General features: G+C 70.5%; 19 protein-coding genes. 6 read left to right on the top strand and 13 right to left on the bottom strand.

Going from position 1 to position 20193, the window contains the following annotated elements:
- The first annotated feature begins 11 nt into the window (after nt 1-11).
- From ACFVT5_RS08775 to ACFVT5_RS08750, 6 genes are all read left to right on the top strand, one after another.
- Nucleotides 12-1049, top strand: a complete 1038-nt coding sequence (locus ACFVT5_RS08775) for a FecCD family ABC transporter permease (RefSeq protein WP_389883037.1) — start codon at nt 12-14, stop codon at nt 1047-1049.
- Nucleotides 1049-2146 (top strand): FecCD family ABC transporter permease, encoded by a 1098-nt coding sequence (locus ACFVT5_RS08770; RefSeq protein WP_389883034.1) that lies wholly within the window; start codon nt 1049-1051, stop codon nt 2144-2146. The genes ACFVT5_RS08775 and ACFVT5_RS08770 overlap by 1 nt, the downstream gene beginning before the upstream one ends.
- Complete coding sequence (locus ACFVT5_RS08765) at nt 2143-2970, top strand: ABC transporter ATP-binding protein (protein ID WP_389883031.1); 828 nt, start codon at nt 2143-2145, stop codon at nt 2968-2970. Before ACFVT5_RS08770 ends, ACFVT5_RS08765 begins: the two co-directional genes overlap by 4 nt.
- Nucleotides 2971-3039: 69 nt before the next feature.
- A complete protein-coding gene (locus ACFVT5_RS08760; RefSeq protein WP_389883028.1) occupies nt 3040-3507 on the top strand; it encodes a hypothetical protein in 468 nt (155 codons plus the stop codon).
- Between the two features lie 2 nt (nt 3508-3509).
- Nucleotides 3510-4526, top strand: coding sequence for an aminoglycoside phosphotransferase family protein (locus tag ACFVT5_RS08755; protein ID WP_389883025.1), 1017 nt, complete (start codon nt 3510-3512; stop codon nt 4524-4526).
- 209 nt (nt 4527-4735) lie between these two features.
- Nucleotides 4736-7168 (top strand): endonuclease/exonuclease/phosphatase family protein, encoded by a 2433-nt coding sequence (locus tag ACFVT5_RS08750; RefSeq protein ID WP_389883022.1) that lies wholly within the window; start codon nt 4736-4738, stop codon nt 7166-7168.
- An 87-nt stretch (nt 7169-7255) separates the two neighbouring features.
- On the opposite strand, the gene ACFVT5_RS08745 is transcribed toward ACFVT5_RS08750, so the two are convergent.
- The 13 genes from ACFVT5_RS08745 to ACFVT5_RS08685 all read right to left on the bottom strand — a co-directional run bounded on the left by ACFVT5_RS08745 (nt 7256) and on the right by ACFVT5_RS08685 (nt 20075).
- Nucleotides 7256-8197 carry a hypothetical protein gene (locus ACFVT5_RS08745; RefSeq protein WP_389883019.1) on the bottom strand — a complete coding sequence of 314 codons (942 nt, stop codon included), beginning with the start codon at nt 8195-8197 and terminating at the stop codon, nt 7256-7258.
- A 67-nt stretch (nt 8198-8264) separates the two neighbouring features.
- Nucleotides 8265-9059 (bottom strand): ABC transporter ATP-binding protein, encoded by a 795-nt coding sequence (locus tag ACFVT5_RS08740; RefSeq protein ID WP_389883016.1) that lies wholly within the window; start codon nt 9057-9059, stop codon nt 8265-8267.
- Nucleotides 9056-9856: an ATP-binding cassette domain-containing protein gene (locus ACFVT5_RS08735; RefSeq protein ID WP_389883013.1), complete on the bottom strand. Its 801-nt coding sequence runs from the start codon at nt 9854-9856 to the stop codon at nt 9056-9058. The genes ACFVT5_RS08740 and ACFVT5_RS08735 overlap by 4 nt, the downstream gene beginning before the upstream one ends.
- On the bottom strand, nt 9853-10749 hold the full coding sequence (locus ACFVT5_RS08730) for an ABC transporter permease (protein ID WP_389883010.1): 897 nt from the start codon (nt 10747-10749) through the stop codon (nt 9853-9855). The genes ACFVT5_RS08735 and ACFVT5_RS08730 overlap by 4 nt, the downstream gene beginning before the upstream one ends.
- The gene (locus ACFVT5_RS08725; protein WP_389883008.1) at nt 10746-11711 is read right to left on the bottom strand and encodes an ABC transporter permease; all 966 of its coding nucleotides are present in this window, start codon (nt 11709-11711) and stop codon (nt 10746-10748) included. The genes ACFVT5_RS08730 and ACFVT5_RS08725 overlap by 4 nt, the downstream gene beginning before the upstream one ends.
- Entirely contained in the window at nt 11711-13231 is a 1521-nt protein-coding gene (locus ACFVT5_RS08720) for an ABC transporter substrate-binding protein (RefSeq protein ID WP_389883005.1), read from the bottom strand. Before ACFVT5_RS08720 ends, ACFVT5_RS08725 begins: the two co-directional genes overlap by 1 nt.
- 58 nt (nt 13232-13289) lie before the next feature.
- A complete protein-coding gene (locus ACFVT5_RS08715) occupies nt 13290-14057 on the bottom strand; it encodes a DUF1684 domain-containing protein (RefSeq protein ID WP_389883003.1) in 768 nt (255 codons plus the stop codon).
- Between the two features lie 159 nt (nt 14058-14216).
- On the bottom strand, nt 14217-15293 hold the full coding sequence (locus ACFVT5_RS08710; RefSeq protein WP_389883000.1) for an LLM class flavin-dependent oxidoreductase: 1077 nt from the start codon (nt 15291-15293) through the stop codon (nt 14217-14219).
- 11 nt (nt 15294-15304) lie between these two features.
- Entirely contained in the window at nt 15305-16171 is an 867-nt protein-coding gene (locus tag ACFVT5_RS08705) for an ABC transporter substrate-binding protein (RefSeq protein ID WP_389882997.1), read from the bottom strand.
- Nucleotides 16172-16999 (bottom strand): ABC transporter ATP-binding protein, encoded by an 828-nt coding sequence (locus ACFVT5_RS08700; RefSeq protein WP_389882994.1) that lies wholly within the window; start codon nt 16997-16999, stop codon nt 16172-16174.
- Nucleotides 16996-17802 (bottom strand): ABC transporter permease, encoded by an 807-nt coding sequence (locus tag ACFVT5_RS08695; RefSeq protein WP_389883614.1) that lies wholly within the window; start codon nt 17800-17802, stop codon nt 16996-16998. Before ACFVT5_RS08695 ends, ACFVT5_RS08700 begins: the two co-directional genes overlap by 4 nt.
- 140 nt (nt 17803-17942) lie before the next feature.
- The gene (locus ACFVT5_RS08690) at nt 17943-18950 is read right to left on the bottom strand and encodes an NrtA/SsuA/CpmA family ABC transporter substrate-binding protein (protein ID WP_389882991.1); all 1008 of its coding nucleotides are present in this window, start codon (nt 18948-18950) and stop codon (nt 17943-17945) included.
- A gap of 9 nt (nt 18951-18959) precedes the next feature.
- Nucleotides 18960-20075 carry an ABC transporter substrate-binding protein gene (locus ACFVT5_RS08685; RefSeq protein WP_389882988.1) on the bottom strand — a complete coding sequence of 372 codons (1116 nt, stop codon included), beginning with the start codon at nt 20073-20075 and terminating at the stop codon, nt 18960-18962.
- Nucleotides 20076-20193 lie beyond the last annotated feature (118 nt).

Here is a 20193-nt window from a genome sequence, read left to right as displayed (position 1 = left end):
GTTCCCTCCGTATGACGACCTCCGTCCCTCCTCGCCCGAGAGGCGCCGGTCCCCCGCGGGCCGGCGCCGCTCGGCTCGTGTGGTGTCTGGCCGCCGCCGTGGTGCTCCTTGCCCTGGCGCTGTTCGCGAGCGTCATGTTCGGCAGCATGAACACCTCGTTCGGTGATGTTCTCGACGTACTCGGGGGCCAGGGCGACCCGTATGTCACGACCGTGATCGAGTCCCGCTACCCGCGCACCGTCCTGGGTGTGCTCGCCGGTGTCTGTCTCGCTGTGGCGGGCACGCTGATGCAGGGGGTGACCCGCAATCCGCTGGCCGACCCCGGGCTGCTCGGCATCAACGCCGGTGCCGCCGCCGGAATCGTCGCGGCGACCGCGTTCCTCGGCGTGTCAGGGCAGTCGGCGACCCTGTGGTGGGCGCTGCCCGGCGCGCTGCTCGCCGGGTTCCTCGTCCATGTCATCGGCTCGGCGGGTTCGGCCGGCAGTCCGGTGCGGCTGGTGCTCGCCGGCGCCGTGCTCACCGCCGTACTGACCGCGTTCATCCAGGCCGTCACCCTCTCCAAGCCGCAGATCTTCGACAGTTACCGGTACTGGGTGGTCGGCGCCCTGGGCGGCCGGGGCTACGACGTGTTCTGGTCGGTACTGCCCTTCGCCGTCGTCGGTCTGGTCGCCGCGCTGCTGCTCGGGCCTTCCCTCAACACCCTTGCCCTGGGCGACGAGTCGGCGGCCTCGCTCGGTACGAAACCGGCCGCGGTGCGGGGGGTCGGGCTGATGGCGGCGACGGTGCTGAGCGCCGCGGCCACCGCCGCGGTCGGGCCGATCGCGTTCGTCGGGCTCGCGGTCCCGCACATCGTGCGGGCGGTCGTCGGGGTCGACTTCCGCAGGCAGATCGCGTTCTCGGCACTGGTGGGACCCGCGCTGCTGCTGTTCGCCGATGTCGTGGGCCGCGTACTGCTGCGCCCGCAGGAGTTGATGGTCGGCGTGGTCACGGCGTTCGTCGGCGCGCCCGCGCTGTTGTTCGCGGTACGCCGGATGAGGGGGACAGCGTGATGACCCGGCAGAGCGTGCCGCACACCGCGAGCGTCGGGGGCGACAGCGCGCGGGATGCCAAGGGTGCGGCGCCGCGTGGGTATCTGCGCATCGGCCGGACCGTGGCGCTGCCCGTCGAGCGGACCACCGTCGTGGCGTGCCTCGTCGTCCTCGCGGTCCTCGTGGTCGCCGCCGTCGCCACTCTGACGATGGGCCGGCTCGGCGTCCGTCTCACCGACCTTCCTTCGGCGGTGTTCGGCGGCGCGGAGGGCAAGGACAAGTTCGTACTCAACCGGCTGCGCGGACCGCGTCTGGTCACCGGGATCGCCACCGGCGCCGCCTTCGGCCTGTCCGGCGCGCTGTTCCAGTCCGTGACGCGCAACCCGCTCGGCAGCCCCGACGTGATCGGGCTGAGCGGCGGCGCGGGCGCGGGCGCCGCGATCTTCGCGCTGCTGCTGCCCGGCGTCCCGGTCTGGCTCGGCGCCCTGCTCGGCGCCGTCCTGGCGATGGCGCTGGTCTACGTGTCCACGGGCACCGGCTTCCGCGACCCGGGCCGTCTGGTCGTCGCCGGTATCGGCGTGGCCGCCATCGCCACGGCGGTCATCCAGTACGTCGTGTATGTCGTCGAGCGCGACAAGGCCACGGTCCTGACCGCCTACCTCAACGGCAGCCTGGCCGCCCGGTCCTGGTCCGACGCCACCACGATCTGGCTCGTCCTGCTCGCCACGGCGCCGCTGATCGCTCTCGTGGCACGGCATCTGACGATCAGTGAGATGGGTGACGAGATCGCGGCGGCCCTCGGCAGCGACCCCGGGCGGACCCGGACGGCCGCCGTGGTCCTGTCGATCGTGCTGGCCGCCGGCGCGGTCAGTGTGGCGGGACCGATCGCGTTCATCGCGCTGACCGCCCCGCAGATCGCCCGCCGGGTCACCCGGGGCGCGGGCCCACGGCTGACGCTGTCCGCGCTGATGGGCGCGGTGCTGCTCGTCCTCGCCGATCTCGCCGCCCAGCAGTCGCCGCTCTTCGACGACCTGCCCGTGGGCATCTACACCATGGCGGTCGGCGGGCTCTACCTCGGCTACCTGCTGACTCGTGAATGGAGAAAGGGAACATTGTGAGCATCGAAGCGGGTGCGGGTACGGAGGCGGTGGCGTCCGCCGTCAAGGGGCTCGGCGCGCGGGGTGTGACCCTCGGCTACGGGGGCGTGCCCGTGGTGCGGGACGTGAGCCTCGACCTCCCGCACGGCGGTCTGACGGTCGTCGTCGGCCCCAACGGGTGCGGCAAGTCGACCCTGTTGAAGTCCTTCGCCCGGGTCCTCAAGCCGGTCGGGGGGCACATCACACTGGACGGCACCGATGTGTCCGGGCTGCGCGGCAAGGAGTTCGCCCGGCGCGTCGCGCTGCTGCCGCAGAGTCCGCTCGCGCCCGAGGGAATCAGTGTGCGCGGCCTGGTGCGGCGCGGACGGCATCCGCACCACACCCTGCTGCGGCAGTGGTCCCCCGACGACGACCGGGCCATCGCGCTGGCGCTCGACCGGGCCGGGCTCGCCGATCTCGCCGAGGTACCGGTCGGTGATCTGTCGGGCGGTCAGCGGCAGCGGGCGTGGATCGCGATGGTCCTGGCCCAGGACACCGAGCTGATCCTGCTCGACGAGCCGACGACATTCCTCGACATCGCCCACCAGTACGACCTTCTGGAGCTGTGCGCCGAGCTGAACCGTGAGGGGCGCACCATCGTCGCGGTGCTCCACGACCTCAACCAGGCGGCCCGGTTCGCCACCCATCTCGTCGTGATGGACGAGGGCCGCGTCGTCGCCGAGGGCCCGCCCGCCGATGTGGTGACGGCGGAGTTGGTCGCGGAGGTGTTCGGACTCGCCAGCGACATCGTGCCCGACCCGAGGACCGGTACGCCGATGGTGATCCCGCACGAGCGGGTGGGGTGACGCGCGGGAGCGTCGACCGGGTGTCATATTCAGGTGCGTGATCGCTCCGGCCACGCGATCATGCACCTCATGGCGATGGCACCCCGATGCTGCGACACCCCCACGCTCACGCGGCTGCTCGCCCTGGATCGGCGAGGAACCCCGCCCGGCACCCCGGGGCACGAAGTGGTCTTCGACTACACAGATGTACAGGCGTGCTCCGCGTGCGGCGGCGGCCTGGTCGAGCACCACTCCCACGACTGCTGGGACCCGGCCGACCACGCGTCGTGGGACATGTACTGGTGGTGGCGCGTCGACGCCGCCGACATGCGGCTCGTCGAGGAGTGGGTCGCGGCATGCCCGCAGCCGCTCTCCCCCACCTGCGGCTGCCCGGTCCATCGCGGCCTGGGCAGTGCGACACCACCCGCTGTCGCACCCGCCGTGCAGACCCGGCACGAGCGGGCCGACGTACCGCGCACCGGGGTGCGACTGGTGGACGGACTGCCGCGGTGGGTCACGGCGACGGACAACCTCACGGCGACAGACGGAGACCACTGACCATGCCCACCGACAGCGACAGCACACCCCCCTCCGGCACGATGCACGCGGTCGAGGAACCCATCGACGCACCGCTGGTCCGCCGGTTGCTCACCGCACAGTTCCCGCACTGGGCGCATCTGCCCCTCACACGGTTCCCCTCGTCCGGGACCGTCAACGCCGTGTACCGGCTCGGCGACGACCTGGCCGTACGGCTGCCCCGGGTCGTCACGTCCGGGGTCGAGGACATCGAGAAGGAGCAACGGTGGCTGCCGCGGCTCGCTCCGCTGCTCCCCGTCGCCGTGCCCGTCGTGCTCGGCAAGGGGGTCCCCGGCGAGGGCTACCCCTGGCCGTGGTCCGTCCACCGCTGGCTCGAAGGTGACCACCCGGACGCCACCCTGCTCGCGCGGTCCGACGGCACAGGAGACGACGCACGAGACGAGGTACGAGACGACGTACGAGACATCTCGGGAGCCAACATCGGCGATTCTGCCACCCAACTCGCCCTGGATCTCGCGGAGTTCATCACCGCCCTGCGCCGCGTCGACCCCACCGACGCCCCTCCCGCCTACCGTGGTGCGCCGCTGGCGACCGAGGACGACGGGGTCCGCGCCGCGATCCGGGACCTGCGCGGGGACATCGACACCGGCGCGGCGACCGGAGCGTGGGAGGCGGCCCTCGCGGCGCCGGACTGGTCAGGGCCGCCGCTGTGGCTGCACTCCGATCTGATGCCCGGCAATCTGCTGCTGAGCCGGGGGCGGCTGAGTGGCGTCATCGACTTCGAGACCGTCGGCGTCGGTGACCCCGCGTGCGACCTGATCGTCGCGTGGAACCCGCTGCCCGCCCGGGTACGGCACGACTTCCGGGTCGCGGTCGGACTCGACGACGCGACCTGGGCGCGCGGCCGGGGCTGGGCGCTGGCCATGGCGCTCATCCAACTCCCGTACTACCGCGACAGAAATCCGGTGATCGCGGGGCATGCGCGGCATGTGATCAGGGAAGTGCTGACCGAGCACAGAGCGGGCGATCACCTCTCATAAAGGGCGCTCTCGGCACCTCACTCCCCGCGAGACGTGCAGGTTAATTCCGGAGAACATCCGGGAAACAGTTGCTTCTTGCCCTGCGGGACCCCTTGTTGCGCGGCTATCTACGCGCGTATCTTGAGGCGGCTTTCAGTCTTCTCGCACCCCTCACACACATCCCGTTCACAGCGTCACTTCGCGAGAACACGCAAGAGAAAGAGCCCAACGTGCCTCCTTCCATACCCCCGGCCCTGCGCGGCCGGCGTGCCAAGGTGATCGCCCTGGCCGTTCCGTTCGGTATCGCCGGAACGCTCATCGCGCTTCCGTTCACCGCTCAGGCGACCCCGTCGGCGGATGCGGTCGTCGCCGAGGTCTTCGGCGGCGGCGGCAACTCCGGTGCCAGCCTCACCAACGACTTCATCGAGCTGGGCAACGCCGGAAACGCCCCCTTCGACCTCTCCGGCTGGTCCGTGCAGTACCTGAGCGGCACCCCCGGGCCGACCACCAAGTGGCAGGTGACCGAGATCAGCGGCGCCATCCCGGCGGGCGGCAGCTATCTCGTCCAGGAGGCCAAGGGCGCGGGCGGCGACACCGCCCTGCCCACGCCCGACGCGGTCGGCACCATCTCCATGTCGGCGAGCAGCGGCACCATCGCCCTGGTCCACTCCACCACCCCGCTGACCTGCCTGACGGCCACCGACTGCGCCGCGGACGGCACCGTCAAGGACCTGGTCGGCTTCGGTACGGCCGTCGTCCGTGAGGGTTCGCCCGCCACCGGTGCGGGCAACACCACGTCCGTCGCGCGCAACGCCGCGCTCACCGACACGGACAACAACGCCGCCGACTTCTCCGGCGCCACGCCCAGCCCTCGTAACAGCACGGGCACCGGCGGCGGCACCGACCCGTCCCCGACGCCGTCGCCCACCGACACCACGCCCGGTGAGCTGCGGATCCACGACGTCCAGGGCGCCACCCGTGTCTCCCCGCAGGCCGGCAAGTCCGTGCACAACGTGCCCGGTGTCGTCACCGCGGTCCGTGGCACCGGCTCGTCGCGCGGCTTCTGGATCCAGGACACCACCCCGGACCAGGACCCGGCGACCAGTGAGGCCGTGTTCGTCTTCACCGGTTCCGCGACCCCGCAGGTCAAGCCCGGTGACTCGGTGCTGGTCTCCGGCAAGGTCACCGAGTACTACCCGGGTGGCGCGGCGAGCGGCGGCCAATCCGTCACCGAGATCACCGCCCCGACGACGACCGTCCTGTCCTCCGGCAACGCGCTGCCCGCGCCCGAGGTCATCGACGCCAAGACGCTCCCGAACGCCTACGCGCCCGACGCGCAGGGCGGCAACATCGAGGAGCTGGCGCTCGATCCGAGCAAGTACACCCTGGACTGGTTCGAGTCCCGCGAGGGCATGCTGCTGCGTGTCACCGACAGCCGCGTGGTCGGTGCGTCGAACGCGTACGGCGAGACCTGGGTCACCACCAAGCCGACGCAGAACCCGACGCAGCGCGGTGGCACGCTCTACGGTTCCTACGCGGACCAGAACTCGGGCCGTCTCCTGATCGGTTCGCTGAACGGTGACAAGCTCGGCGCCAATGTGGGCGACACCCTCGCGGGTGACACCACGGGTCCGCTGGACTACTCCAACTTCGGTGGCTACGGCCTTCAGGCGACCACTCTCGGCACCGTCAACTCCGGCGGCATCAAGCCGGAGGTCGCGTCGAAGGGCAAGTCCAACGAGCTGTCGGTCGCCACGTACAACGTGGAGAACCTGGACCCGACCGACCCGCAGAGCAAGTTCGACCGCCTCGCCGAGGGTGTCGTCAAGAACCTGGCGTCGCCCGACATCGTGAGCCTGGAGGAGATCCAGGACAACAACGGTGCCAAGGACGACGGCACGGTCGCGTCGGACAAGACGATGACGCAGTTCACCGACGCCATCAAGGCGGCCGGCGGCCCGGATTACGAGTGGCGCTCGGTCGACCCGGTGAACAAGGCGGACGGTGGTGAGCCGGGCGGCAACATCCGGATCGTCTTCCTGTTCAACCCGAAGCGCGTCAGCTTCGTGGACCGTCCGGGCGGCGACGCGACGACGGCCACCGAGGTCGTCACCACCGGCAAGCACGACAAGGACATCACCCTGTCCGCGTCGCCTGGCCGGATCAACCCGACGTCGGACGCGTGGAAGAGCAGCCGCAAGCCGCTCGTCGGCGAGTTCAACTTCCGGGGCGACCAGTTCTTCGTCATCGGCAACCACTTCAACTCCAAGGGCGGGGACCAGCCGCTGCACAGCCGGTTCCAGCCGCCGACGCTGGGCTCGCAGACACAGCGTCTGGCACAGGCCAAGGAGGTCAACACCTTCGTCAAGAGCCTGCTCGCCAAGGACAAGAAGGCGAAGATCGTCGTTCTCGGTGACCTGAACGACTACCCGTTCTCCGCCCCGGTGTCCGCCCTGACCGAGGGCAAGGTCCTCACGGACCTGATGGACACGCTGCCGACGAACGAGCGTTACAGCTACGTGTACGACGGCAACTCGCAGACGCTGGACCACATCCTGGTCAGCCCGTCGATCAAGAACCCCGAGTACGACGTGGTCCACGTCAACGCGGAGTTCTCGGACCGCGCGAGCGACCACGACCCTCAGGTGGTCCGCGTCAAGTAGGCCGGTCCGTACCGGCGATGATGCCCCGGTACCGACTGTGACGAGGTGTCCGTACGCTCCGGCGGGTGTGCGGACACCTCGCTCGTGTCAGGCGCGCCCGTACCGCGCCGCCATCGCATGGAACGCCGCTTTCGGTTCCCAGCGGTCCCCGTCGAGCATCCGGACGACGCCGTACGAGCCGAGGTCAGCGGGTCCCGGCCTGCTGTAGCCGGCGAAGGTGAACCAGAGCGCGGTGTCGACGCCCTCCTCCTCGAAGACATCGAGGAGTTCGGTGAGGTAGCGCACTTGCTCGTCCTCGTCCGGTACGGCGCCGGGCGGCACCTGATAGGCGCTGCCGCCGCGCTCACCCGCGCCCCGGTAGGCGCAGGTGCCGAACTCGACCACGGCGACGGGCTTGCCGTGGGCGACATGGGCCCGTATCTCGTCGCGGAAGGTGTCGGTGTTGTACGCGGCCCGGTAGGCGTCGACGCCGACGATGTCGAACGGGCTCCAGTCGACCCACTCCCATGGCGCGGACGCGTAGGTGACCCGGCCGCCGAACTCGGCGCGGACCGTCGCCGCGGCCTCGGCGAGGAACACGTTGAGGCGCTCCAGGACCGGGCCGAACGACGACCACCACTCCATGTCGGCGCTCCCGACGGCCGCGAGCCGGTCGCCGTAGGTGTCGCCCTCGATGAAGCCGCCGCAGAAGGCACTCATCTCGCACCCGGTGACGAACACGACCTCGGCGCCGTCGCGCCGCAGTTCCTCCGCCCGCCGTGCGCAGTCCGCGAAGAACGGCAGGAGCCGGTCGGCCGGGAGGTCCACGGGGAAGGGCGCGAACCACACTTCGAGTCCGGCGTCCGCCGCGCAGCGTGCCGCGACGCTCAGCCGTTCGGGGTCACGGCCCGAGACGCGTACGGCATCGCAGTGCAGTTCACGGCGGATCACCGTCATGTCGTCCCGTACCGTCCGAGGCGTGAACGTCGTGCGGGAGAGGTGGTCCCCCGGCAGGAACCCGGTGTCGTAGTTGATGCCCCGTGCCCGCACGTGATGCCCCTTCGTCCGGCCGATACCGCGACCCTGGTGTCCCGGCCAGGGTACGGAACCGGCTGTGTCAGGCGGGCAGACGCGGCACGCTCTCCACGAGACGACTTGTGTAGGGATGCGCGGGGGTTCCCAACACCTGTGCCGTGTCGCCCTGTTCCACGATCCGGCCGCGCTCCAGGACGGCCGTGCGTTCACAGAGCGAGGCGACCACCGACAGGTCATGGGAGACCATGACAAGAGTCAGGCCCTGTTCCTGCTTCAACTCGCTGAGCAGGTCCACGACTTTGACGCGGGTCGTGACATCGAGCGCGCTGACCGGCTCATCGGCGAGCAGCACACGGGGGTCGCAGACGGTGGCGCGGGCGATGGCGATGCGCTGCCGCTGACCGCCGGAGAACTCGTGCGGATAGCGGTCGGCGACATCGGCCGGGAGCCCGACCCGCTCCAGTGCCTCGGCCACCTTGGGCGCCGCGGTGCGCCGTGTGTCGATGCCGAGGGACCGCAGCGGCTCGGACACGATGCCGCCGACGCGCTGTCGCGGGTCGAGGGACGAGTACGGGTCCTGGAACACGCACTGCACACCGCGCCGGAAGCGCCGCATCTGCGCACGGTCGCGCGGCGCCAGTGGGGCCCCGTCGAAGCGGACGGTGCCGGAGGTGGGGCGGGCGAGTCCGAGCAGCAGCCGCAGCAGCGTCGTCTTGCCGGCGCCCGACTCCCCGACCAGGGCCAGGCTGTGCCCGGCGTCGACGGTCAGCGAGATGTCCTCGACGACGGGCGTGGGGTGTCCTCGGTAGGCGAACGACGCCTTGTCCAGAGCCAGTACGGGAGTTCCGGGGGCGGCCCGGTCGAGTTCCTGGGTCATCGCGCGCTCCCGCGGTCGAGTGCCGATTCCAGTTGGCGGGCGCTGGCCACCAGTGCCCGTGTGTACGCCTCGCGCGGTGCCCGCACCAGTTCGCGTACGTCGCCCTCCTCGACGGCCCGGCCGTCCTTGAGGACCAGGACGCGGTCGGTGACCTTGGCGACGACGGCGAGGTCGTGGCTGACGAAGAGGACGGCCATGTCCCGTTCCTGGACGAGGGTGTCGATCAGGTCGAGCATCTCGGCCTGCACGGTGACGTCGAGCGCGGTGGTCGGCTCGTCGGCGATGAGCAGCTTCGGGTCGCAGGCGAGGGCCATCGCGAGGGCCACGCGCTGGCGCTGGCCGCCGGAGATCTCGTGCGGGAAGGCGCGGACGATCCGGTCGGGCTCGGGCAGCCGCACCTGGTCCAGTGCTTCGGCGACGGCCCGCTTGAGCGCGTTGCCCTTGAGGCCACGGCGGCGGGCGAGGGGTTCGGCGATCTGCCGTCCGACGCGCATCAGCGGATCGAGCGCGGTGAGCGGTTCCTGGAACACGATGGCGGCGTCCCGGCCGCGTACCCGGGCGAGCTGTTTCTCGCCCGCGCCGACGATCTGCGTCCCGGCGAGTTCGACGCTGCCCTGTGCGGTCATCCCGTCCGGCAGCAGACCGAGCACGGCGAGTGTGGTCAGGGACTTGCCGGAGCCGGACTCGCCGATGAGGCCGAGGCGTTCACCGGGGGCGACGGTCAGCGAGAGGGCGTCGACCAGGGCGTGTCCTTCGCCGGTACGGATCGTCAGGTCGCGCACGTCGAGGAGGGTCATGTGCGCCTCCGCGAGGCCGTCGGGTCGAGGGTGTCGCGCAGGCCGTCGGCGATGAGGTTCACGCCGATGACCAGCAGGACGAGGAGGATGCCGGGGGCGAGGGCGCCCGCCGGTGCGGTGGTGAAGGTGGCCTGGGCCTCCTGGAGCATGCGGCCCCACGAGGCGTTCGGCGGCGGCGCCCCGAGACCGAGGTACGACAGGCTGGCCTCGGCGAGGATCGCGAGCCCGAACTGAAGGGCGAGGTTCACCACGAGCGTGGGCCAGATGTTGGGCAGCACATGCCCGGTGACGATCCGGGGCCAGGAGGTGCCGGAGGTCCGGGCGGCGGTGATGAAGTCCTGCGCCAGGACCCGTTTGACGAGGATCCGTACCAGACGGGCCACGACCGCGCTCTGGGCGAGGCCGATGGCGAGGATCGCCGAACTCAGGGTGGCCGAGCGGGCGGCGACGATGAGCATCGCGAGCAGCAGCGTCGGGAAGGCGATGAGGATGTCGAGGAACGCGGAGAGCGTGTCGTCGAGCCAGCCCTGGGCGAACGCGGCGAGGACGCCCAGTGTGACGCCGACGGTCGCCGCGACGGCGACCGATCCGAGGCCCGCCTCGACGGCGATCCGGGAGCCGGTCATCAGCTGCGTGAACAGGTCACGGCCGAGTTTGTCGGTGCCCAGCAGATGCCCGCCGCCGGGTGACGCGAGACGGCCGCCGGAGGTGTCGTCGGTGGCGTACGGCAGCCAGAAGAACGAGACCAGCGCCATCAGGGCGATCAGCCCGGCCAGGACACATCCGACGACGAGTGTGTACGAGCGCTTGGCGGATGTCTTGCGCGGGGCGGACGGCAGGTCCGGGGCCGGGGGCCGCGGCGGGACAGCCATGTCCGTGGTCGGTTGGTTCACCGGGTGCCTCCCGACAGTCTGCCGCGCAGCCGTGGATCGATGATCCGCTGGACGAGGTCGGCGACGAACCCGATGACCAGGACGGCGAGCGTGGAGACGAACAGCACGCCCTGGATCACCGGGTAGTCGTGCTGGGCGATGCCGGTCGCGAGCAGGGAGCCGAGGCCGGGCAGCGCGTACACGGACTCCACGACGACCGCGCCGAGCAGGGTGGACGCCAGCTCGATACCGAGGATGGAGATCACCGGTACGGAGGCGTTACGGAGTCCGTGGCGCCACATGGCCCGTGCGAAGGAGGAGCCGAGTGCCCGCGCGGTGCGCAGGTAGTCGCTGCCGAGGACGTCGAGGGTCGCCGACCTGACGTACCGGATCAGGGACGCGCTCATCACCAGGGCGATCGTGACGACCGGCAGGACGAGGGAGCGGATCGCCTGGGCCGGTTCCGACCAGCCGTCCTGCGGGAAGCCACCCGCGGGCAGCCAGCCCGCGTTCAGCGCGAGGACGGCGATGAGGATCATGCCGAGCCAGAACACCGGGACGGCGAGGCCGAGTTGGGACACTCCGCTGAGCAGCGCCCCGTACCAGGTGCGGCGGCGGTACGCGGCGACGAAGCCCGCCGGTACCGCGATCAGGATGGCCAGGACGAACGCGGCGAGAGTGAGCGGGACCGTGACGTTCAGCCGGGCGCTGACCTCGGGGCCGACCGGCAGCGAGCTGACGAACGACGTGCCGAGGTCACCGCCGGCCAACTGCCCGATCCAGTCCACGAACTGCTGCGGCAGCGGCTGGTCGGAGCCGATGGAGTGCCGGGCCGCCGCGATCTGCTCGGGGCTGGCGCCCACGGAGGTGAGTGCGTTCGCGGGGTCGCCCGGCAACATCCGGAGCAGCACGAACAACACCACGCTCGCGAGCGCCAGCGACACGAGCAGGAAGGCGAAGCGGCGCAGAAGGTACCGCGCCATCAGCCCTTCTTGATGTCGTAGGCGAAGAACTGCGAGTTGAGGCCGTTGACGGGGTAGCCGGACAGCTTGCTGTTGGCGACGACGATCTGCGGGTACAGGTACAGCCAGTCACTGGCCGCGTCCTCGGCGGTCTTGCGGTTGACCTTCTTCAGGAGGTCGGTCTGCTCGGCCGTGCTGGACGCCTCCTCGGCCTGCTTGACCCACTGGGTGACCTGCTTGTTGTCGTAGCCCCAGTAGAAGTCGGGGTTGCCGTACCAGACGAGGTCGCGGTCGTTGACGTGCTCCTGGAGCGTGGCCGTGAAGTCATGGTTCTTGTACACCTTCGTGTACCACTCGTCGGGCGTGATGGTGTTGATGTTCACCGTGATGCCGACCTTGGCGAGCTGCGACTTGATGAAGGTCGCGGCGGTCGGGTGCGGGTCGTAGTTCGGGGTGTCGAGCGTGAAGGTGAAGCCGTCCTTGTAGCCCGCCTCGTCCAGGAGCTTCTTCGCGCGCGCGGTGTCGTAGGAGTTGACGTCGGTCAGGTCCTCGTACCACGGGTCGGTGGGCGGCACCATCGAACCGATGAGCTTGCCGTAGCCGCCCCAGACGGACTCCAGGAGCTTCTTGTCGTCGATGGCGGACGAGACGGCCTGGCGGACCTTGACGTTCGTGAACGGCTTGGCCTTGTCGTTGAAGGCGAGGAGCAGCTTGGTGGTCGAGTCGCCGTCGGTGACCTTGTAGTTCTGGTTGCTCTTGAACTGGTCGAGGGCGTCGGGCGACTGCTCGCTCGTGACGACGTCTATGGCGTTGGTCAGCAGCGCGTTGTTCAGCGCCGTGGCGTCCTTGTAGTAGTGGAAGACGACCTGCTTGTTCTTGGCCGCGGTGCCCCAGTAGCCGGCGAACCGGTCGAGGCTGAGCGCGGAGCCGCGGGTCCACTTCTTCAACTGGTAGGGGCCGGTGCCGTCCTCGCTGGTCTTCAGGTCCTTCGCCTCGGAGTTGATGATCCAGACGTAGGACAGGTTGTAGACGAAGGAGATCGACTTCTGCGAGAGCTGGACCTTGACGGTGCGGGCGTCGGGCGTCTCGACGGACTTGATGACCTCAAGGTTGCTCTTGCGCGCGGACTGCGAGTCCTTCGCGATCACCTTCTCCAGGCTGTACTTGACGTCGGCGCTGGTGAGGGCCTTGCCGCTGTGGAACTTGACGCCGTCCTTCAACGTGAAGGTGTAGGTGAGGCCGTCGTCGCTGACCTTGTGGTCCTCGGCGAGGAGCTTCTCGACCTTGCCGTCGTCGGTGAGCTTGAACAGGCCCTCGTAGACATTGCCGTTGAGTGCCTCCGTGACGCCCTGGCCGCCGCCCCCGGTGTTGTCGAGGTTCACCGGCTCGTACATCGAACCGATGTTGACGGTCGCGTCCTTGTCGTACGACCCGCCGGCCGTACCGCCTCCACCCGAGCCCGAGCCACCGCAGGCGCTGAGGGTGACGGCGAGGGCAGCGGCGGCGGCGACGCCGTAGAGGGAGTTCTTCCTGATGCTCATGAGGGGTACGCGCTTTCGTGCAGCGGGACGGGGAGACGGGGAGGTGTGTGCGGTCCGGTCAGTACTGGGCGGGGAAGCCGTCGCGGAAGACGGGGAGCTTCTCACCGGCCTGGACGGGCAGGTGGAAACGGTTCTGCCGCGGCGGCATGGGACAGTTGTACTGATCGGAGTACCCGCAGGGCGGTACGAAGGCACGGTTGAAGTCGAGGCGGACCCGGTCGTCCCCGGTGCGGGTGACGAAGAGGAAGCGTCCGGCACCGTAGGTGGTGTCGCCATTGGTGGGGTCGCCGAAGACGAGCAGCAGGGTGCCGTCGTCGTCGAAGGCGCTCAGGGTGTAGGCGCGGCCGTCCACGGTGAGCGTGATGTCGCCCGGTACGACGAGGTCACGGGTGCCCCCGTTGTCCCGGATGTGCTCGAACGCGACCCGCCGGGCCCCCGGCACCGGTGTGAAGGTGGCGTCGAGGACCCAGGCCGGGTCGTAGGGGAAGGCGTCGGTGCCTTCGAAGTGCTGGATCGCGGGGGACGCGGCGTCCCAGAACCGGAGCCCGAACTCGGGCTCGCCGGTGACCAGATCGGTGCGCCGCACTGTGGTGACCGTCACACTCGCGGGCTGTCCGGCGCGGGCCTCTTCGAGGTCGGGCCGCTCACCGGCCGACAGCCAGCGGGTCTCCACGAGTGCGAGGTTTCCGGTGGGCGAGCCGAGAGCGCGGGCCCGCTCGGCACGCCAGGCGTGCCAGTCCCCGGCGGGGTCGACGGTCGGTGGATCGGGGTTCTCGCCGACGGTCGGCTGATCCGGGGCAGCGGCATGGGACACGGCATGACTCATTCGCGTAGACGATCGTCGACTGCCACGCCTCGAATGTCACGCTGCGTACAGTTCAACCCAAAGGCCCTCCTTTATCTTCTAAAAGGTCGGCTAATGTCAAGTTGTCCTACATGCTGAGACGGTTTTTGAGACAGTCGGTGAAGCGGCCGGTGACACGCGTCACTTCCGGACAGTACCCAGCGCGGGCAGTACCGTCTCGGCCACCCGGTACGCCTCCTCCAGGAGCGGGTTCCCGGAGAGGATGAAGGTGTCGACGCCCAGGTCCTCGTACTCCTTCAGGCGCTCCACGACCTGCGCGGTCGATCCGACGACCGCCGTGCCGGGCCCCGGCCGGAACAGACTCATGCCGGGCCACAGGTTCGGGTGGACCTCCAACTCCCGGGCGCGGGCGGGTACCCGGCCGCCATGCTGACGGAACTGCCGCTGCCAGCCGACGCCGTCCTCGCCCGCCCGGTCACCGAGCTGCCGTGCGTAGGTGGCCTGGCTGGTGACGTCGAGCAGCCGGTCGGCCGCCGCCCACGCCTCGTCCTCGGTGTCGCGGACGATCAGATGCAGCCGCAGCCCCAGACGCAGCGTCCGCCCGTACGCGGCGGCCCGCTCACGGACCCGGTCGAGCTTGTCCTTGAGCAGGTGCGGCGGCTCGCCCCAGGTGAGATAGACGTCGACGTGCTCCGCCGCCATCTCGATACCGGGGGCCGATGAGCCGCCGAACCACAGGGGGACGTGCGGGCTCTGCACCGGTTTCAGATCGCGGAAGGAGGCGCCCGCGTCCTTGAGGTCGTAGAACGTGCCCTTGTGGTCGAAGACCTCGCCCGCGGTCAGCCGCTTCACGATCGACCAGTACTCGGCGCTGAGGGCGTATCGCTCGTCGTGCTCGACGTGCAGGCCGTACTCGCCGAGGGTCCGGGTCGAGCCGTTGACGACGTTGAAGCGCAGCCGCCCGCCGAACAGCGTGTCGAAGGTGAGTGCCGTCTTCGCGAGCAGGGTCGGCGACATCAGGCCCGGGTGCACCGCGAGCAGCGGCTTGAAGCGGGTACTGGTGGACGCGGCGAGCGCGCTGCCGAGCGGCCACACGTCGTACAGGTCGGTGGCGAGCAGCGCGCCCGTGAAGCCGAGGCGTTCGACGGTGCCGGCGAGTTGCTGGAGATAGCCGAGGTTGACGGGTCTGCGGCCCTCCGGCTCCCAGGGGTAGGCGCCTTCGCGCGGAATGATGTACCAGAGGACTTCCGATGCCATGGGGCGCTCCCTCACGCCGTCCGGGCGGCGACGGCGTCCGCGACCGTCACCGGCCGCTCGATGAAGCCGATCCGCGCGAAGATGTCGGCGGCCTCCTGCTGTTCGGCGAGGAACGCGTCGCTCACGTCCTCGATGTGCCAAGGGAGTTGGCGCAGGGCGGTCTCCCAGTCGTCCGCCGTGCCGCCCTGCTCGTCGGCCGCGATCCGCGCCGCCTCCCGTGGGTGGGCCGCCGCCCACGCGTCCGCCCGGCGCAGCGCCCGGGTCAGCGCGTCGACGACCTCGGGCCGGTGCTGCGCCAGTTCCCTGCGCGTGAAGAACACGGACCGGTCCGTGATGACCTCACCGGTGGCGACCAGCACGCGCACACCTCCGGCCCGCCGTGCCGCGGCGAGTTGCGGGCCCTGGGCGACCCAGGCCGCGATCTCCCCGGCCCGCAGCAGCTTCTCGCTGTGCTCGCCGCTCCGCTCGGGAGTGATGTCGGTGGCGTACGACAGTCCGGCGTCGTCCAGGGCCTTGGCGACGAGATGGGTCTGCCACGAGCCGATCGCCAGATGGACGGTGCCGCCCTTCAGATCGGCGACGGTGCGTGCCGGGCTGTCCTCGGTCACCAGGAGCGCGCCGTGATCGGGGCGTGGCGCCGACACAGCGGTGTACACGATGTCGTGCCCGGCGGCCTGTGCGGTGACGGGCGGTGTGGACCCGGTGCCGCCGAAGTCGATGACGCCCTCGGTGAGGAGTGCCCCGGTGCGCACGCCGTTGGTGTACGCGTGGAAGGCGACGGTCTCGCCCACGGCTGACAGCTCCTCGGCCGCGTAGTCGAGGCGGGAGAGGTAGTAGAGGGACGGGTTGCTGTGGTGGACGCCGATGGTGACGGTCATTCAGATCACTCCGGATTCTTGGGCGTTACGGGCGGATACGGGGGTGGGCTGGGGAGCGGGCCCAGGAATGGGCTCGGGAGCGGGGCCGGGACTGGGCTCGGGAATGGGCTCAGGGGTGGGGGTGTCGGCCGGGGCGGGTGTATGGACCCCGAGGTCGCCGAGGAGCCGTCTGCGCAGGGCGGCGAACGCCGGGTCCCCGGGGTCGCGGGGCCGGGGCACGGTGACGGTCTCGTCGGTCACGAGGCGTCCGTCGCGCAGGACGCAGACCCGGTCGGCGAGACGTATCGCCTCCTCGACGTCGTGCGTGACGAGCAGCACGGCGGGCCGGTGCACCCGGCGCAACTCGCCCACCAGGTCCTGCATCTTGAGCCGGGTGAGGGCGTCGAGCGCGGCGAACGGCTCGTCAAGAAGCAGGAGTTCGGGTTCGCGGACGAGCGCGCGGGCCAGTGCCACACGCTGTGCCTCGCCGCCGGACAGAGTGGCGGGCCAGGCCCGCGCGTGCCGCTCAAGACCCACCTCGGCGAGCGCCCGGCGCCCACGTTCGGCCTCGCCCCGGGGCAGCGCCACGGTCACATTGGCGAGGACCCGTTTGGACGGTACGAGACGCGGCTCCTGGAAGACGACGGTGCGGGCCTCGGGCACCAGGACCTCTCCCTCGTCGGCGCCGTCCAGGGCGCCGAGTATGCGCAGCAACGTCGTCTTGCCGCTGCCGCTCGCGCCGAGGAGCGCCACGAACTCGCCCCGGGCGACGGTGAGATCGAGCCCGTCGAGGACGGCCCGGGTACCGAAGACCCGGCGCAGACCTCTGACCTGGACGGCGGTGCTCATCGGTCCGCCCCCTGTCCGGCCGTGCGCCACGGCATCACGAACCGTTCAAGGAGCCGCACCAGGCCGTCGGCCACCAGACCGAGCAGCCCGTACACGAGGATGCAGACCGCGAGGATGTCGGTGCGCGCGTAGCTCTGGGCCTGCGACATCAAGTAGCCGATGCCGGCGGTGGCGTTGATCTCCTCGGCGGCGATCAGCGCGATCACGCTGAGCGTCATGGACAGGCGCAGTCCGGCGAGCAGCGAGGGCAGGGCGCCCGGCAGGACGACCTCGCGCACGACGGCGAGTCTGCTCATCCCGAAGGTGCGCATCGCCTCGACCAGTTTGCGGTCGGTGTTGCGGACGCCGCTCGATGTGGACACGTACATGGGGAAGGTGGTGGCGACGGCGATCAGCAGGATCTTCGCGACCTCGTTGATGCCGAACCACACCATGAACAGCGGTACGAGGGACAGGAACGGGATGGTGCGCAGGGTCTGGAGCGAGGAGTCGAGGAGTTCGTCGCCGAGCCGGGTGAAGCCGGTGACGATACCGAGGGTCAGCCCGACGGTGAGTCCGATGAGCAGACCGATGCCGGACCGCGTGAGCGAGGTGGCCAGCGCGTCGGACAACTGGCCGTTGCCCCACAACTCCCCCGTCGCGCGCAGCACACCGGCCGGTGAGGCGAGGACGTCGGGGGTGAGCGCCCCGGTCGCCGACGCCACCCACCACAGTGCGAGCAGCGCCAGCGGGCCGAGGGCCCGGACGGTGAGGTGGTAGGTGCGGGAGCGGGGGCGCCGAACGGGTGCGCGGGGGGTCACCAGCGCCGGTGCCCGTTCGGTGGCCGGTACCCGCTCGGCGGCGGGTGGTGTCTCGACGGCGACTGGTGGCTCAGCGGCGGGTGGTGGCTCGTCGGCCGGTGACCGCCCGGGTGCCGGGGGCCGTTCCTCCGCCCGTGCCACCGTCACGACAGGGTCCTGATGTCGAGGAGGTGCGCGGCGACGTCGACCTCGTCCTGTGTCACCTTCTGCTCGGCGTAGAACCGCGCGACGTCCTTGAACCGCTGGATGTCGGCGTCAGCGATCGGTTCGACGGTGCCGCCCTGGCGGGTGAAGTCGATCTGTACGCGCTTGGCGTCGCCGTTCAGTGCCTGCGGTCCGGCGTCCGTGGTGACGTTGAGGTACGCCTCCGGGTCCTTCTTCTCGCGGACGCTGCCGTCGTGCAGGTACTGGTAGAGGGCCTTGACGACCTCCGGATGGCGCTCCGCGAACTCGGCGCGTACGGCGGTGAGGCTGTAGTTGTCGGAGCCGATGGCCTTGCCGTCGGCGACGAAGTGCGCCTTACCGGTGCCGAGTTCGGCCACCGAGTACGTCGCCCAGACGGCCCAGGCGTCGACCTTGCCGGTGTTGAAGACGGCGGCGGTCTGGTCGGGGCGCAGATACACGCGCTCGACCTTGGACGCCGGGATGCCTTCCTTGGCGAGGGCCTTGAGCAGGAGGTACTCGCCGGTGCCGCCCTTGTTGACGGCGACCTTCTTGCCGACGAGGTCCTTCACGGAGTCGATGCCGGAGCCGTTCTTGGCGAGGATTCCCTCACCGACGGGGTCCGGCGTGGTGGCCGTGAAGAACTTGAACCCGGGAGTCTGCGAGAGGGAGGTGATGCCGGAGGTGATCGAGCCGGTGGCGATGTCCAGTTGGTCGGCGTTCATGGCCTGCGCCGCGGGCGCGAACGGTCCCGCGCTGCCGGTCCACTCGACCTTGGCGTGCACCTTGGCGAGCGCCTTCGCCAGTGAGCCGTCCTTCTTGCCGACGGCGAGGACACCGGAGTTGCCGGGGTCCGGGATCCGGACGGTGACCTGGCTGCCGCCGGACGGGGTGCCCGTGCCGGCCTCCGATGTGCCGCAGCCGGTGAGGGCGGCGAGCGCGGTGGCCGCGGCGAGCGCGGGGACGAGTCTGGGGATACGGAGGTGCATGGCGGTTCCTTAGGTGTCCGTTCGGGGCAAGGTCGTGGTGAGGTTCGTGGTGTCGGTCGTGGTGTCGGTCGTGGTGGCGGTCGTGGTGAGTGCTGCGGCGGGGTGCGCGGCGGTGCCGTTGTTCTCTGCCGCGCGGCGGAGGCGGGCGCGGCGCAGGGGTTCGGGGTCGGCCCAGGCCCGTATGTCGACGGGTTCGGGCAGGAAGCCGAGCGCGCGCAGGCCCGTTTCCTGCTGGGCGAGCAGCGTGAGGCGTTCCTCGGACAGGTCCGGGTGGAGGGTGCGGTGGGTGCCGGGCCGGTAGGCGCCGGTGACGCCCTCGGCGCCGGCACCGGTCTCAGCGCCGAGGATCCGGGCGACCTCGTCGGGCCGGCCCGCCGCCCAGTCGGCGGCGCGGAGCAGCACCGCGAGGAAGCGGTCCACCAGATCGGGGTGCTCGTCAAGGAGTCGCTGATGGACGGTGAGGGGACGGGGTGTGCCGTTGTTGACGCGGTGTGTCCGGTCCGGCAGGGCGTCGAGTTCGACGGCGACCTCGGCCCCGGCGCGCCGCGCCGCCTCGACCGCGAGGGCGCCCTTGACGTAGACGGCGTTGACGTCGCCCCGCCGGAGCGCGGCCAGTTCGGCCGCCCACTGGCCGGTGTGTCCGTCGGCGGGTACGTCGACGAGCGTGGCGTCGTCCAGGGTGTGTCCGGCCGACGCGAGGGCGCCCTCGAAGCCGCGCAGAGCCATGGCCCGCCAGAAGTCGATGGCGATGGTGTGCCGGGGGATGGCCAGGCGCAGCCCGCGCAGTGCCGCCGCGCCCCGGATTCCGGAGCCGGGCGCGACGAGGACGCTCTGGCGTTCCTCGATCCAGGTGAGCCCGATCAGCCGGGTCTGCCCCCCGCGTGAACGGGCCCACAGCGCCGGTACGTTGCCGCCCTCGCGGAACAGTCCGGGCAGCTCGTGCGTGTAGTGGGTCCGGCGGGCCGCCGTGTCCACGTCGTCGGCGCTGTCCTGGAGGGACCGTACGGTGATGCCGTCGGCGGCGAACTCGTCGGTCAGCCAGTGCCGGTCGGCGGCGACACCGGTCGCGGTGGGTACGGGACAGCGGGTGAACCAGAGGGTGTCGGGTACGGGGGCATGCGTCATGAGGACTTCCCGGAGGGGCGAGGAGGAGGCGGGGCGCTGGGGTGAGTGGGCGTACACGTGTGCGTCCGGGCACGGTGCGTCCCGGCACAGGACATGTGCGGGGCGGGCGGTTACGGCC

Source organism: Streptomyces sp. NPDC058001 (genome assembly GCF_042886315.1).
Classification (GTDB): domain Bacteria; phylum Actinomycetota; class Actinomycetes; order Streptomycetales; family Streptomycetaceae; genus Streptomyces.
Note: the sequence above shows the minus strand (reverse complement) of the source record. Positions and strands in the feature narration are given on the sequence as shown.

Coding starts and splice junctions, on each gene's coding strand:
- ACFVT5_RS08775 (WP_389883037.1), top strand. CDS start 12: ATGACGACCTCCGTCCCTCCTCGCCCGAGAGGCGCCGGTCCCCCGCGG.
- ACFVT5_RS08770 (WP_389883034.1), top strand. CDS start 1,049: ATGACCCGGCAGAGCGTGCCGCACACCGCGAGCGTCGGGGGCGACAGC.
- ACFVT5_RS08760 (WP_389883028.1), top strand. CDS start 3,040: ATGGCGATGGCACCCCGATGCTGCGACACCCCCACGCTCACGCGGCTG.
- ACFVT5_RS08755 (WP_389883025.1), top strand. CDS start 3,510: ATGCCCACCGACAGCGACAGCACACCCCCCTCCGGCACGATGCACGCG.
- ACFVT5_RS08740 (WP_389883016.1), bottom strand. CDS start 9,059: ATGACCCAGGAACTCGACCGGGCCGCCCCCGGAACTCCCGTACTGGCT.
- ACFVT5_RS08735 (WP_389883013.1), bottom strand. CDS start 9,856: ATGACCCTCCTCGACGTGCGCGACCTGACGATCCGTACCGGCGAAGGA.
- ACFVT5_RS08725 (WP_389883008.1), bottom strand. CDS start 11,711: ATGGCGCGGTACCTTCTGCGCCGCTTCGCCTTCCTGCTCGTGTCGCTG.
- ACFVT5_RS08720 (WP_389883005.1), bottom strand. CDS start 13,231: ATGAGCATCAGGAAGAACTCCCTCTACGGCGTCGCCGCCGCCGCTGCC.
- ACFVT5_RS08715 (WP_389883003.1), bottom strand. CDS start 14,057: ATGAGTCATGCCGTGTCCCATGCCGCTGCCCCGGATCAGCCGACCGTC.
- ACFVT5_RS08710 (WP_389883000.1), bottom strand. CDS start 15,293: ATGGCATCGGAAGTCCTCTGGTACATCATTCCGCGCGAAGGCGCCTAC.
- ACFVT5_RS08705 (WP_389882997.1), bottom strand. CDS start 16,171: ATGACCGTCACCATCGGCGTCCACCACAGCAACCCGTCCCTCTACTAC.
- ACFVT5_RS08700 (WP_389882994.1), bottom strand. CDS start 16,999: ATGAGCACCGCCGTCCAGGTCAGAGGTCTGCGCCGGGTCTTCGGTACC.
- ACFVT5_RS08690 (WP_389882991.1), bottom strand. CDS start 18,950: ATGCACCTCCGTATCCCCAGACTCGTCCCCGCGCTCGCCGCGGCCACC.
- ACFVT5_RS08685 (WP_389882988.1), bottom strand. CDS start 20,075: ATGACGCATGCCCCCGTACCCGACACCCTCTGGTTCACCCGCTGTCCC.